Origin of the sequence: Pedobacter sp. AJM, from assembly GCF_002197755.1 — a bacterium.
Taxonomy (GTDB): Bacteria; Bacteroidota; Bacteroidia; order Sphingobacteriales; family Sphingobacteriaceae; genus Pedobacter.
This window is the reverse complement of sequence record NZ_NHOT01000009.1, coordinates 53,754-67,425: the sequence shown is the minus strand read 5'-3', so window position 1 is coordinate 67,425 and position 13,672 is coordinate 53,754. Positions and strand designations below refer to the sequence as shown.

The window sequence follows — 13,672 nt, the reverse complement described above, 5'->3', positions numbered from 1 at the left end:
AATTCAATTGGAGTCTACAGGTTCTGTCTGGCAGGTGCTATTTGTATAATTTCACCAAAGCCTGTAAATTTCTTAGCAAAAGTAGCATTGGTAAATTCGCCCTGGCCATTGATGCTGAAGTAATACACTTCACCAGCCGTACCGTTGTTCACGCCAATCACCAATTGTTTACTGGTACTACGCAACATTTCAATGTCTTTAATTGCATAGCCTGCCGGGAAAGTGTAAATCAGACGTGCGGCGTTTGCAAGCATGTCGTACAAATAAACCCTATTGCCAACCGTGTAATAGAGTTGTTTTAAAATAGATGAGGTTGCAAAGTTCGTTGCACTACCTATTTCCGGACTGTTCATCATTTTTTGATTAACTCCAGGGAAACTATTATCAGAGTCACCAGTCAGGGACATCAGGTAACGGCCGTTATTATCTTCCATGATGTAATACCACTCAATTCCTTCCTGAGATAAGGTTGTTACCCCACGATCATAGGCTATCATTTTCTTACCCACATTTGCCATATCGAAAGGCCTAGATGGTGTTGCACGAGACGGTTGTAGAACTCTTGACAATATGCCCATCTCCATAAAACTCATTGTTGTATTATCATAAAAATAGGTGGTGTTAAAATTGCCGGGGAAAACGCCCGGGAATAAATCATAATTACCGGGAATGCGTTGTGATAAAGGCTTCAGATTCTCCGCGTTTGTTCCTGAAACGCCAACATATAAATTACCATCTGCGACAACATACTGCTCAAATTTTGAGGTATTCATTATAAATGCCGGTGCTGCCTTAAATGGAAGTGGTGTTGCCAATCCCGGAAGTATCGAACTTCTATCACCAAGTTCCAACCAGTCATTCATGTTAAAGCGATACACATTTTGGTCAGTGAAATAATAAAAGAAGCTACCTTTTGCAAAATTATATAAGGCTAATGGTTTCCCCGGATAGGTTTTATTATTGGCTACTTCCATTGGGTTATCAAAAATCACATCATCCGTACGAATCAAAGAAGCTTTGCCTTTTCCATCCTTACTGTTAAGAACATACCAGCCGTCCGGATAGGCGCCGTTGACAGTGATGGTATATTGCTTTAGCGTATAAATACCATTTCTATTGCTCCTCACTTTGTATATTACCGGATAAAGGCCAGGGCTTAATGTTACTTTGATGCGGAGATTTTTTGTTGTAGCAATTGTTGTTGTATCTGTTGCTGTATTAAGTTTCCAGCTATAGGTAAATGAATCACCTTCGGGCATTGTTTGCGACAAAGTTGGCGTGATGATTAATGAATCCAGTTGAGAAACCGTAAAAGCTATCGTTGCATCAGTTATTTTAATGTCGTTGATTTGATCATATTTAAACGATTGATTGTCTTTTTTACAGGCAGCAAATGCCAGCATAATGACAATAAAAACTGGACTGAGCTTTAAAAAGTATTTTAAATGCATAATATTTTAAATTAAGGGAACGATATTTCCTGACCGTTCTCATCTAACAATGGACCATTTGCAGCCTCATAAGCGGCCAGTGCATTCCTTAGTGTAACCGGAAAATTCAATAAACCATCAGAACCAATTTTATCGTAATTAAAATCAGTAATACCTAATGTCTTCACCATGAACTTGTATTTTACGGCACTGAATTCCCCGAAATCCTGAAGGAGGTAGATCCAATAAGCTGGTTCGATGTACTGGCTGGTTACATCTACCTTCAGGTATCTGAAGTTTTCCTCCGGCTGGGTAGTGTTGGTCCTTGGAGTCTGGCCCAAAGTACCCAAAATAAAGTCTTTAGTTTCTGCTGGCTCCAATACAATTCTGTACACATTTTTGGCCATTCCAGCAGAATTGAGTAATATCAGGGGATAATCAAATTTCGATGCGCCTGCCGGAACGGTGAATTCTTTCAGCTCAAAGTCTACTCCCGCGGTAGCGGTTGTTCCCTGAGCCGTTTTCAACATTACCGTACGTGGCTGATCGGTTAGCTTCCCGGTAATGCGCATGGGTATAAATAGGGTATCCCTCTGCTTTTGAGTTGCCTGTAAGGCAAAAGAGTAATTTCTAACAGCTGTGGTATGTAAAAGTTCGAAAGTGTAGGCAAAGAAACTCACGCCATCCTTTCCCTGATAGGTCTCAACGGTTTCTTTCTTACATGAAAAAAGACAGACCACTATCATTATATATAATAAATATTTCATAATACGCGTTTGATTAGTTTCCATAATTCGGATTAAATTGAAGTTCTCTATCTGGAATAGGTAGTTTGTAGTCCGCCGGTGTCATATTGATGTTGCGAAACTGCATTCTCGTTGCCTTAATACGTTTATAGTAGAAAAACAACTGTCCTTCTGCATAAAATTCTTTCTGGTATTCCTTAGTGATTGCAGCGGTAAGATCTGTAGCTGTAATGGTTGTTGCCAAGTTAGAGATGCCCCTGTTTTGACGCACTGTATTTAAATAGCTCACACCTGCAGCCGGTGTTTCCGCTGTTTCAGCGAGGATATAATACATTTCTGCAAGGCGTATGCCTGGAACATACTGATCCAGTAAGTTGTCACTAATTGTAGTGGTAGCATCGGAGGCTTGCCAGAATTTAGAAGGGAATAAATTTCCGCCATCCTGTTCGATACGGTAAACGTACCTGATGTCTGAACCGCCGCCGGATGAAGTTTCATACAGCGTAGCAAAGTTAGCAGGGCTACGCGTAAGACTTTGATCTAAACTACCTCTAAACCGGAAATAGCGTTGTACAGTAGGCAATATATCCCTAACCCGGATCATAAATACCTGTTCATTGAAATATAGTCGGTCTCGTACGGTTAAACCTGAACTAATGGCACCGGCCGCAGCCTGGGTTACGAATGCATATTTACCTGAACTGATTACTACATTTGCTGCTGCAGCAGCACCTGATTTATCACCACTGTATAGTCTTATTCTGGCTTCCAGTGCTTTTACGCCGTAATAATTCAGCTTATTTCGTCTGCTTCTTAAATCGCTGGTCACGATCGGGTCGACCGGTTGTAGTAAATCTGCTGCTTCTTTCAAGTCGGCTAATGCAAATTTAACCACATCAGCAGTTGTAGAAGGAATAATTGCATTTTCGTTTACATCTTTTTTATAAGGGATGGCCTTCAGGTTTGCACCTGCCGTGTACTCCGGACCGAACATACGCAATAAATCAAAATGTAAAAATGCCCTTAAGGCCAAGGCTTCGCCGCGCAGCTGTGCATATGAATTATTGCTTAACACAGAACGGTTTATTGCGGTATTTGCAATTATCTTATTCGCAGCGGCAATTGCACTATAACTGGAAGACCAGATGGAATCGGTATAATTTATTACTTCCGTTGAAGCGTAGTTAAGAAGTTGTGTTTGTTGCAGCGAAACGGCTGCACTGATATTGAGTGTTGAATAATTTTGTGCCAGGGCAGAAACGAAGCCCATAGACAGGTTATCTCCGTAAAGATTAGTTCCGGCCAGTTTTCCGTAAACACCCGACAAAGCCTGTTGAAAGCCAACTTCTGAAGTATACAGCTGTTCTTCAGCCAGACTCGTTTTCGGCGTTACATCCAAAAATTTCTTACAACCGGAAAACACCGCAACTATTGCCAGGATTCCTATAATTAATGTTGTTCTTTTCATTGGGATATGAATATGTTTTTTTGAACTTAAAATCTTGCACTTAAACCAAATGTATATTCTCTGGCAAAAGGATTATCTGTACCACGTTCAATTTCAATTGAACTAAAAGTGCCCAGGTTATTCGTTGTGGCACTCACGCTAAGGTTCTGTAAACCTAATTTTTTTACAAATGTGGTTTTGAACTGATAACTCAAGTTTATGGAACTGAGCTGAATGTTATTATCGCGTTGAACAAAGCGTGAGGTAAGCTTTGTTGGTGTCGGGAAGGTTGTAATTCTGCGGTAAGGGCTCAAACTTCCGGGTCCGGTCCAGCCCAGGTCGTAGGCTCTGCGGTCTACGTTGTTACGTGCATCTACAGCCTCCACCCTATTTAATAACGTACTGTTATACAGGTCAGCACCATAATTATAATTGAAGCTAAAATTTAAGGCAAAACCTGCATACAGGAAATTTGAATTGATGGCACCTGTCCATTTAGGACGTGTATCGCCAACATAGGTTTTATCATTAACGTCCCATACAAAGGTTGGGGTACCATCTGCTTTCAGGTAAACTTCCTGACCGGTAACCGGATCAATACCCAGTGACCTCACCGCATAAATGGCTGTGGTTGATTGTCCTTCAATAAATTGTACATTTTCGGTTGTTTGATCAGCGTTATTCTTATTTAATGCGGCGTTAAGGGCTTTAAGCTTACCTGAAAGTTCTTTCAATACCGATTTGTTAGTGGCTGCGTTCACTGAAACATTCCATTTTAAACCTTTACGAGGGTTAGATAATATGGTATAACCGAGGTCGACTTGCATTCCCCTGTTCTGAATCTTACCTAAATTTTCGGTGTACGAAGGGAAACCAGTACTGGGTGCCAGCGAAACTGTGGTCAGCGCATTCTGCGTGACTTCATTATAAAATTCTGCATTGAAAGTTAAACGGTTATCCAGAAATGCGGAAGCAATACCAATATTCGATTTCAGTACCTGCTGCCAGCTCAGGTTCGGGTTGCCCAATGCGCCGGGAAAAGCCCCTACTTCACCGAAATAACCTGTGGACGTACCCAGGTTATATCTGAATTGTGCAGCATAAGGATCCTGTACAGATGTACCTGTAGAACCGTAACTACCGCGAATCCTCAAAAGGTTAATTGTTTTGCTATCCTTCAGGAATTTTTCATTGTTAATGTTCCATCCTAAACCTGCAGACCAGAAATTACCGAATTTATTATTTACTCCATAAGCAGAAGAACCATCTCTTGTATAGGTAAAATCGGTAAAATACCGGTTATCATAAGAGTAGTTCGCACTTCCTGTATAGGAAAGGTTGTTAATTGTACTTTCAGTTCCGGTAGGCCTGCTGTCCATATACTGTGCGGCAAAAAGGATGTTATCCAGACGATCGAAAGGGAAACCCTGCGTTGTTACGTTATATGAATTGAATTTGGTGCTGGCAAGCCTGAATCCTGCATACACGGTAACACCGTGCTTTCCAAAATTCTTGTTGTAGTTCACAGCACCTGTGCCATCCATGGTAAAAGCATCACTATTGTCTTTCGAATAGGTACCTCTTGCACTTATATCTGAAATGCCATTAAAACGGCTGTCTAAAGCGGAGTAGAAATTATCTATCGTACCGTTCACTTTGGTGATGCCCAATGCACCGGTGAACCATAGCGACTTACTATAGTCGTAACGAATGGTGGTGTTGTTCCTTAAATTAAAGTTCTTATTTCTGTTGTTAATGGTATTATAATTAATATCCATTAAGGGATTTAAGACAACAGAACTGCCTACACCGAAGCCAAGATTGATGTTCTCCAGGTACTTATTTATATTACCGTTTTCATCGTATGGTTTCCAGTATGGATTTAAAGCCAGGTACTGGCTAAATTCCCCATAAGGCGAGTCATTCGAAATAACCTGGGTAGCAATCGTATTATTCTGGAACGTTAATTTATTGGTCTTATAACTCAGCGTAAAACTTCCCGCATAATTTTTCCTGTCCTGCTCCTTCATTACGCCCTGTAAGAAATTGCCGCTGAACGTAAGGTTGAAAGTCAGCGACTGGTCGCCACCACGTAACGAAAGGTTTGTTCTGTTGTTAATGCCTGTTTGAACGGGAATAGATTTCCAGTCTGTATTTACACCGCTCACCACAGCTTTATACCGTTCGGCATTAATGGCCTGCCCAAAATAAGTGTTTAGAAAACCTACACGACGTTCAAAATCCAGTTTCTCTTCTGCATTCAGCATATGGTAAACAGAAAGATCAGGTGATGCTAAAGTGAAGTTATTGGTGATGGAAACTTCTACTTTTCCCCTCGGCGGGAGAATTGTGGTAACAACCATTACACCATTACCCCCACGTGAACCATACATTGCGGTAGCAGAAGCATCTTTTAACAAAGTAACAGATGCAATTTGATTCATGTCTAAATCTGTGATGGCTTGTAATGAAACCTGAAATCCGTCAAGAATAAATAAGGGCGTATTTGGATTTCCAACAAGTTCCGAACCCAGTGTTGGGTAGGAGTTTTGCCCACGCATGGTAATTTCAGGCAAAGCATTGATGTTACCTCCAATTTTATTGTTGGGAATAATTCTGAATGATGGATCGAGGGCAGCAATACCGGCAAATACATTTACCGGACTTACAGCCTTAAGTTCGGCTCCGGTCATGGTTTTAGCCGCTCCGGTATAGGTACTTACCTTCCTGTCTACCATACCGGTAATAACGGTCTCATTCAGTGTGAGCTGATCCTCCTCCATGTAAATGGAATAATTTGAATTAGGCGTGATGGGTACATTAACAGTCTTATAGCCTATAAATCTGAATTCCAAAGATTCTGCGCCTGCAGAAATGCTGATGGTAAATTTTCCATTTTTATCCGTCTGGACTGCAGACTTTGTTCCCTTAATTGAGACCGTAGCACCTACAATGGGCTTGCGGTCTTTGGCATCACCTACGAAACCGGAAATCACTTCCTGTCTGGCCGGTGTACCTGCTTTGATCACCACCGTTTTGTTGTGTATCGTAAAATCCAGGTTTTGTCTGGCAAAAATCTGGTTAAGTACAGCGGGTAAATCAGCATCTTTAACGTTGATGGTTACCGGAGACGAATTTTCCAACAAATTGTCTGTATAAAAAAAGTTATAACCTGTCTGCTGGTTCAATTCTTTAAAGACAGACCGGAGTGAAGCACTTGACTTGGTTAGCGTCACTTTTTGAGCAAGACTTGATGCACTTACCTGCATAAAGCATGCTATTAATATTACGATGGTTAAGCGCATGATTAACAATAATTTGAGGCACAGCCATTTAGGCATACCTAGTTTGCTTGATTTTTGATACATTAGTAGTCGGTTTGGTTAAGCAGCCTCTTTTGCGTTGGACCGTATAGAGGGCTGCGGTTATTAGTTTGATTTTCAATCGGATGCTCCAAACTTTTACCAGGTTCTGATGGCTAATCGGAGCCTGGTTTTGTTTAAAACATTTTAGTTAGTATAGTTTTCTTTCATGCAGTTTAGTTAGAGATTAGTATTCTGTTAATTATGAGTTTAGGTATTATTTTGATACATATACGGTTCTTCCACTGACTTTGAAACGGGCTTCTCCGGTTGATTCTACGATTTCAAGAACTTTTGACATTTTATCAAACCTGGACACTTTACCACTGAACCGCTGGTTGGTTTTTTCGCCGATATAAACGACCTCTACATTATACCAACGCTCAATCATTGTCATAATGGTTTCAATGTGTTCACTCTCCACTACAAATTCATTGTTTTTCCAGGCCACGGCAAGCTCGGGATCTGTTTCATTAACCTGTATTTTACCACTATACAGCTTAGCTTGCTGCCCGGGTTTTAACATCCTCGAATTACCTGAAGCCGTTAACCTCACGCTTCCTTCCAGCAAGGTTGTTTTCTCCACTTCATCATCAGCATAGCTACTGATGTTAAAATGCGTTCCCAATACTTCCACTTCCTGTCTGTTCGTTTTCACAATAAATGGGTGCAGCTTATCTTTCGCTACTTCAAAATATCCCTCTCCAATGAGTTTAACTACGCGTTTTCCGTTTTCAATGAGCGCAGCACTATAGGTAAGGCTTGAAGCTGCGTTTAAATAAACAAGTGAACCATCAGGTAAACGTACCTGATAAGTCTCACCCCGGGCAGTCGATAATGTATTCAAGGCATTTGGATCAGAAACCTTTTCATCAATTTTGTACACCAGTCTGCCCTCATCGGTTTTAGTAATGATAATTCCCAATTCTCGCCCTATTTCCCCCTTCGATACATTGGCTAAACTGATCTTCCGGCCATTTGCCATTGTAAGTGTAGCACCAAAGTCACCCGGACTCACATCTGGTGCAGCTGATTTAACAGCAACCGGAAGCTTTGCTGGTTTGTAATTAAAAAAATAAATTCCTGAGCAAATTATCGTCAGAACAGCAGCTACGGCAGCAATTTGTAGCCAGAGCTTAAGTTTTTTGTTTTTACCTTCAGGCGCAGTTGGTGTTGCTGATTGAATCTGAACGAACAAATCACGGTCAACTTTAGCCAATACCTCAGCAATGGCAGAATCAGTTTCTTTATATTCATCCTGAGTTTCTAAAACGTCGATGATGATCTCTTTTAACTGTTCCCTATTTTCATCCTGATGAAAGTAATTCATCAGATGCTGTGTTTCTTCAGCACTACAGGCATTGTTCAGGTACTTTTTGAAGAGAATATGGAGTTGATCAGATGGTTTCAAGGTTAAATTTTACAGCTAATACGGAGCTCAGCAAAAAAATCCTTAGTTAGTTAATAAAAAATTAACAATTAATTTACGAAAGGAATGATTTGGTTTAAAAACCTTTCAGTAAAACACTTAAAACCAATGAAATGGTAAGTGCGGAAGAATCTTTATAATACGCCCTGAGAAATCTGTTTGCCTGCAGCATATGGCTACTGATGGTTTTAGCATTGATACCCATAATCTCCTCAACTTCTTTATAGGATTTACCTTCCAGTTTGCAAAGTGTGAATACCATTTTACGTTGAATGGGCATCATATTGATGGCCTGCTGCAGCTTTTGGGCTTCCTCTTTATTCAGCATGTCTTCTTCAATGTGCAGATATAGCTCTGAACTTGAAGCGACCATTTTAGCCAGTAAACGTTTATCTTTTGCAACTTTCCGGAAATAATCATAGACCAGATTCTCTGCTATTCGAAAGAGATAGGATTTAAAAGACTTTTCAGGATCAATCTGTGCCCGCACTTCCCATATTTTAAAAAAAAGCTCCTGCAGGATCTCTTTAACCAGGTCGTCAGATTTAAGAAGTTTGAATAAATTTCCGGCGATGCGGAATTTATAACGATTGTAAAGTATTTCGAATGCACGCTGATCACCGTTCTTCAGTTGAAGCAATAAAGCCTGCTCATCAATTCGATCAACGTTAACCATCGTAAACAAATATACAGTTACTACAAGAACAAGTTAGAAATATTTTTTGAACATCTCAAAGCCAGATGGTATAAATTAGCATGACTAATTAACATTTTGAAATGACATCCAGACTTAAGCTTCATTTTATTAAATTTTCATTAAAAATACATATAAAAAGGATAAAAAGCAGATAAATACGATCGAAGCCCTGCTCATTGTCACTTCAAAACTGAAAAGGCAATCATCGCTACCTTCCAAACTAACTGAAATCATAATATTTGCATGTAGGCATAAAATTTATAGAAACATAACTATAAATTTTAACAGAGATATCTGGAATGAAACATTTTTTCACCGATAAAAAGCTGAATATCGATAATAACCTTCGGTGATTATAATAATGTATTTATGGTGAGCAAAAGATTTTGCATATGATAAGGTTTCCCCAGTATGGCATCTGCCATACAGTCAATTTTGCTTATTTCATTGAAAGAAAGGCCTGTAACAAGAATTATTGGTATATGTTCAGTGAATGAATTTTGCTTCATTTCATTGCAAAGAAGCCTTCCATCTTCATTTCCTAATCGGATATCCATCAAAATCAGGTTAGGCGTAAAGTCCATCAGAGAATCTGCGATCAGAGTTGGTGAGTTGATTGATTTGACATGATAACCTTCTGACTCCAACAATAGTTCGAGTGAGTCCAGCACAGACTGATCATCATCAATAACCAAAATTTTATAAATCATTACTATCGTATATTAAGAGGTACCAAGGTATAAATTATGGATAAAGCACATCATAACAGTTCAAAATATGCTGTATTAATCAAGCACGAAGGCTTTAAATTATTGATTTTAAAATGATACAAAACAGCTATTTAAATATATCTATAAATCAGGAATTTCTTTTAACATTATGGCTTATTTCCGTTCTATGAGTGCCCTGTGGCTAAATGGATCATAATAAAAATTAAATTCGGCGCAATCACCGATATACAAGTCTGTTGAGTGACTTTCTGATACTGAATGAGGTGCTGAAGCTTGCCCTGAAACCAAACAACTTGCTACGTTTGAATCAACTCCTGTAAGCATCATAAAACCGGTAATAACACAGCTTATCCCAAAGAAGTGAAAACATAGATATCCTATTTCAAACCGACTGGTATGAAACACAACGATCCACAGCAATACACAAAGCAGCATAGTGATGAATACTATTGGCAATATAATTACAGGACGAATTGCATTAATGTTGAAAGCTAAGATTAAAAATGGTAAAATACCACTAAGAAATGACACAAACTGGAAAAAACTTTTTGACCTGGTTTCTTTAATCCAGTTAGCCATTATAAAGATGATACACACCAGAAGCGGAATGACTACTGCAATTATGGCCTGCTGCCAAAAAGTAAAATATCTTTGTGAAAACAACAACTCTTTTATTTCAGCAAGGCTAAATATTGCTATTCCGAACCTTTCAAAGTAATAGATTTCGCCATACATATTTAATAGCAGCAGGAAAATGATGGAAAATACAAAGTATATGGTATAACACTTAATCATCATGGTATAAAAAAAACCATATGCGCCATGCAGATCCTATTACGATCCGGCTTATGGCAGGGAAATAAAAAGTATAGTTTATTCATCCTTAAAACACACACCATTTTTTCTCTGAGAAGAAATGAGTGAATAAAATTTAATATGTTATGAGAAGTATGTAGAAAAAACATCAGCAGGAATAAAAATTAAATTAGAGCAACTGTCCGCTGGCATATGTATTATATATTCTTTTTGGAACACGTTCAAATAAGCCCGGGTATGCTTTCATAAAGTAGTTGAGTTTTTCACCTGTTGAATCTAACTTATTTAGTAAGGTATGATGATCAAGTCCCATAATGGCATTAGGAAAAATCAGGTGGGTAAAAAGCCGGTGCAGGAGTGGAAAATCCTGAGTAGCAGATTCCAGTTGCGCCTGAGAAATAAGCAACAGTATGGTAGGTTCTATAGCTTCTAAATTTATTAATGTTGGGTTTCCATTGACACTTTTGTAAATAAATACACCTTTATGCTCCGCCAGCCAGATATCACACCTGTGCCCCATCGGAGAAAGAATATAACCGCTTACCAATCCTTTCATGATAATAATAATATTATCTCCATTTCCCATAAGACTTGCTGCAGGTTGCTCATCCCTTTCCGAAAGTTGAATAAATTTCGAATGGTTGTAGAGATACCTTAAGCTCGCTTTATAATCGCCTTTTAAAATCGGAGCAAAGAGTTTAAGAAATGCTTTTCGCTCAGAAATGGTTCTATGACCAAGGCAATTTTGATCAATATGATTTAATTTCATAAATATCTGTTTTTAATTGAGCGATTATAAACCATGTCCAGGATCCCTACCTGAAAATATCTGTAAGAAAGAACGAGGTTAAATCGCTTTAAAATTCCCAATCCTCAAGCACAATAAATATAATTTCGGACAACATGTTTATTGATTTTTTTCAAAGCATACGCTTTAATCAAATTTCAAAAACGACTATATTAATTAACTAAGTTTCAGATGTAACAGTTTTCGTATGCTCAAGCTTTTTCAAAACAATGGCATTCCCGTCCTTTTCAATCAGATCTTCCTTGGCAAAATCACCCAAAATCCTACTTAATGTTTCGGCTGCAATGCCAATTAAACCGGCCAGGTCGTTTCTGGTGAGGTTAACACGCTTTTTTTCAGCAGGACTCTTCCCCTCTCCCGCCAGCCTGATTATAGTTTTAGATACTCTTTGTTTAACGGTACTGTATGCCAGCTCCAGTGCCTTGATATCCTTTTTATTCGCAGTATCAGCTAATTTTTTCACGAAAAAACCCAGGGTTTCGGGATGTTCAACTACTATTTTATTAACCTCATTTAAAGGAATGGCAATTATTTCGGAATCATCAATTGCTTTCACCGTATTAAATGCAGCGGTGCCAAGAGCGAAATCCTGTATTCCAAAATAATCTCCTGCGGTGTAGAGGTCGGTAATCAGTTCATGTCCGGACGTATTGGAAATGAATGATTTTACTTTGCCGGAGAGCACATAATAGAGTCCCCCCCGTGATTCTCCTTTGTAATAAACCACCTGGTTTTTTTTAAAAAACCTGGCTGTGAGCTTCGCACGGTGAACATCTAACCAAAATAATTCTCCTGAATGAGACGGAATTTTTTGCTGAAAATGTTGTTTTAAAAAAAATTCAACCTGGAGTCGTTTTTTCCTCAGGCGTACCTCTACCTGATTCAAAAGCTCTGCATCATCAAAATCCCCCATAAGATACCCTTCTGCCCCAATTTCCATGGTTCGCCGCACGCCATTGTGATCTCCTTTTTTTAGCAACATCACGATAGGAATATTTGCGGTATCAATAAATTTATTCACCATACGAAGCACACCATAACCATCAACGCCGTACAAATCAATTCCACAAATGATCAGATCTGGTGGATGGCCTCTAACAATTTCTATGGCTGTTTTGCCATTATCTGTAGACTCAACAACATATTTGCTGATGCGGAGTATATCGGAAATCTTTGACCTTGTCTCCGAATCCTTAAGTATAATCAAGATCTTGGATCCTTCCATTCAAATCGTATTTTGCCTCACCTTAAACGCCTCCTGCTTTAACCGGAAATTAATAAGTGCTTGAATAAAACAATTTCAGCAATCCATTATTATCTGATAAACAATTCTTTTAAGGAAGACGATATCATTCCGGTACTTATGAGATATGCAATTAATATAACGCCTAAAATAAGTAGGTGGTTGCCGGCTACTGCAGCCCGGATCCACCTATAAGTTTTATACAAATTCAGAAAAGTATCTTCCAGAAGAATTTTGATAACGCTCAGGATATGCTTCATTTTATTTTCTCCATTGCAGGATACTTAAATCTCCGGAGAATTATCATATAAGGTAACTCTATATCTTTTGGATATTTCATCCTATGTATACTTAATGGTTTGGAACAGACGTTTTTATTAAAGAATTCTAGATTCTCGAATCCGGCTTTAGATCACCTTTCCCAAAGGTTGTAAAAATAAGCAAAAAAGTGATTGACTTTTGTCAATCTAATATTTGACCATGATCAATAGGTGTTTGACGAGTTTAAAATCTACCATTTATCAAAACCATAAATCATTTCTATATTTATAAGATATAGAAATGCTATCCTTGAGAATAGAAATAAATAACTTACAACAAAAACCCCAAAATTGTATTATTGAATATACAAATATAGGATTTTTTGTTAACATTTAATAAGATTTATTACATCTCCCTACCCTGTAACGCTCCATAAATTTTAAAATCAGTTAAGCAAACTCTTCCTTTAAAAATCAGCTGACAATAGTTTAACTAAGGTTTACAATAACCAATACAAGCCGTTAGGCCCATCATCTAATAACCATATTACTTTCATCACGGCCATAAACTCAATTCGAAGCGTCCAGTGTTTTTGGAGCATATAGGCTGTCCTGAAAGCATCAGTACTAAAAAGAGTCGGGAAGTTTATTATGTAGTTATCAGGAAGTCAAGACCAGCTCCAAATATATTTTGAAAACCAAA

10 protein-coding genes are annotated in these 13,672 nt (G+C 38.6%); all 10 read right to left on the bottom strand.

The features are described from left to right. Positions 1 to 14 precede the first annotated feature (14 nt). The 10 genes from CBW18_RS16000 to CBW18_RS15955 all read right to left on the bottom strand — a co-directional run bounded on the left by CBW18_RS16000 (position 15) and on the right by CBW18_RS15955 (position 12,691). The gene (locus CBW18_RS16000) at positions 15 to 1,451 is read right to left on the bottom strand and encodes a PKD-like family lipoprotein (protein WP_088302326.1); all 1,437 of its coding nucleotides are present in this window, start codon (positions 1,449 to 1,451) and stop codon (positions 15 to 17) included. An 11-nt stretch (positions 1,452 to 1,462) separates the two neighbouring features. After that, entirely contained in the window at positions 1,463 to 2,197 is a 735-nt protein-coding gene (locus CBW18_RS15995) for a DUF4843 domain-containing protein (protein WP_172406553.1), read from the bottom strand. A gap of 13 nt (positions 2,198 to 2,210) precedes the next feature. Then, complete coding sequence (locus tag CBW18_RS15990; RefSeq protein ID WP_088302324.1) at positions 2,211 to 3,644, bottom strand: RagB/SusD family nutrient uptake outer membrane protein; 1,434 nt, start codon at positions 3,642 to 3,644, stop codon at positions 2,211 to 2,213. A gap of 26 nt (positions 3,645 to 3,670) precedes the next feature. Continuing rightward, the gene (locus CBW18_RS15985) at positions 3,671 to 6,991 is read right to left on the bottom strand and encodes a SusC/RagA family TonB-linked outer membrane protein (protein WP_088302323.1); all 3,321 of its coding nucleotides are present in this window, start codon (positions 6,989 to 6,991) and stop codon (positions 3,671 to 3,673) included. Positions 6,992 to 7,202: 211 nt separating this feature from the next. Next, positions 7,203 to 8,396, bottom strand: a complete 1,194-nt coding sequence (locus CBW18_RS15980; RefSeq protein WP_088302322.1) for a FecR family protein — start codon at positions 8,394 to 8,396, stop codon at positions 7,203 to 7,205. Positions 8,397 to 8,490: 94 nt separating this feature from the next. After that, entirely contained in the window at positions 8,491 to 9,090 is a 600-nt protein-coding gene (locus CBW18_RS15975; protein ID WP_088302321.1) for an RNA polymerase sigma factor, read from the bottom strand. 374 nt (positions 9,091 to 9,464) lie between these two features. Further along, on the bottom strand, positions 9,465 to 9,821 hold the full coding sequence (locus CBW18_RS15970; RefSeq protein ID WP_088302320.1) for a PleD family two-component system response regulator: 357 nt from the start codon (positions 9,819 to 9,821) through the stop codon (positions 9,465 to 9,467). 174 nt (positions 9,822 to 9,995) lie between these two features. Further along, the gene (locus tag CBW18_RS15965) at positions 9,996 to 10,577 is read right to left on the bottom strand and encodes a hypothetical protein (RefSeq protein ID WP_088302319.1); all 582 of its coding nucleotides are present in this window, start codon (positions 10,575 to 10,577) and stop codon (positions 9,996 to 9,998) included. A gap of 250 nt (positions 10,578 to 10,827) precedes the next feature. Continuing rightward, a complete protein-coding gene (locus CBW18_RS15960; protein WP_088302318.1) occupies positions 10,828 to 11,427 on the bottom strand; it encodes a hypothetical protein in 600 nt (199 codons plus the stop codon). A 199-nt stretch (positions 11,428 to 11,626) separates the two neighbouring features. Next, complete coding sequence (locus tag CBW18_RS15955; RefSeq protein ID WP_088302317.1) at positions 11,627 to 12,691, bottom strand: response regulator; 1,065 nt, start codon at positions 12,689 to 12,691, stop codon at positions 11,627 to 11,629. Positions 12,692 to 13,672 lie beyond the last annotated feature (981 nt).

Bases quoted from the DNA above. Each gene is read 5' to 3' on its own strand.
- CBW18_RS15960 (WP_088302318.1), bottom strand. From the start codon at position 11,427: ATGAAATTAAATCATATTGATCAAAATTGCCTTGGTCATAGAACCATT.
- CBW18_RS15970 (WP_088302320.1), bottom strand. From the start codon at position 9,821: ATGATTTATAAAATTTTGGTTATTGATGATGATCAGTCTGTGCTGGAC.
- CBW18_RS15995 (WP_172406553.1), bottom strand. From the start codon at position 2,197: ATGAAATATTTATTATATATAATGATAGTGGTCTGTCTTTTTTCATGT.
- CBW18_RS15955 (WP_088302317.1), bottom strand. From the start codon at position 12,691: ATGGAAGGATCCAAGATCTTGATTATACTTAAGGATTCGGAGACAAGG.
- CBW18_RS15985 (WP_088302323.1), bottom strand. From the start codon at position 6,991: ATGTATCAAAAATCAAGCAAACTAGGTATGCCTAAATGGCTGTGCCTC.
- CBW18_RS15990 (WP_088302324.1), bottom strand. From the start codon at position 3,644: ATGAAAAGAACAACATTAATTATAGGAATCCTGGCAATAGTTGCGGTG.
- CBW18_RS16000 (WP_088302326.1), bottom strand. From the start codon at position 1,451: ATGCATTTAAAATACTTTTTAAAGCTCAGTCCAGTTTTTATTGTCATT.
- CBW18_RS15975 (WP_088302321.1), bottom strand. From the start codon at position 9,090: ATGGTTAACGTTGATCGAATTGATGAGCAGGCTTTATTGCTTCAACTG.
- CBW18_RS15965 (WP_088302319.1), bottom strand. From the start codon at position 10,577: ATGTATGGCGAAATCTATTACTTTGAAAGGTTCGGAATAGCAATATTT.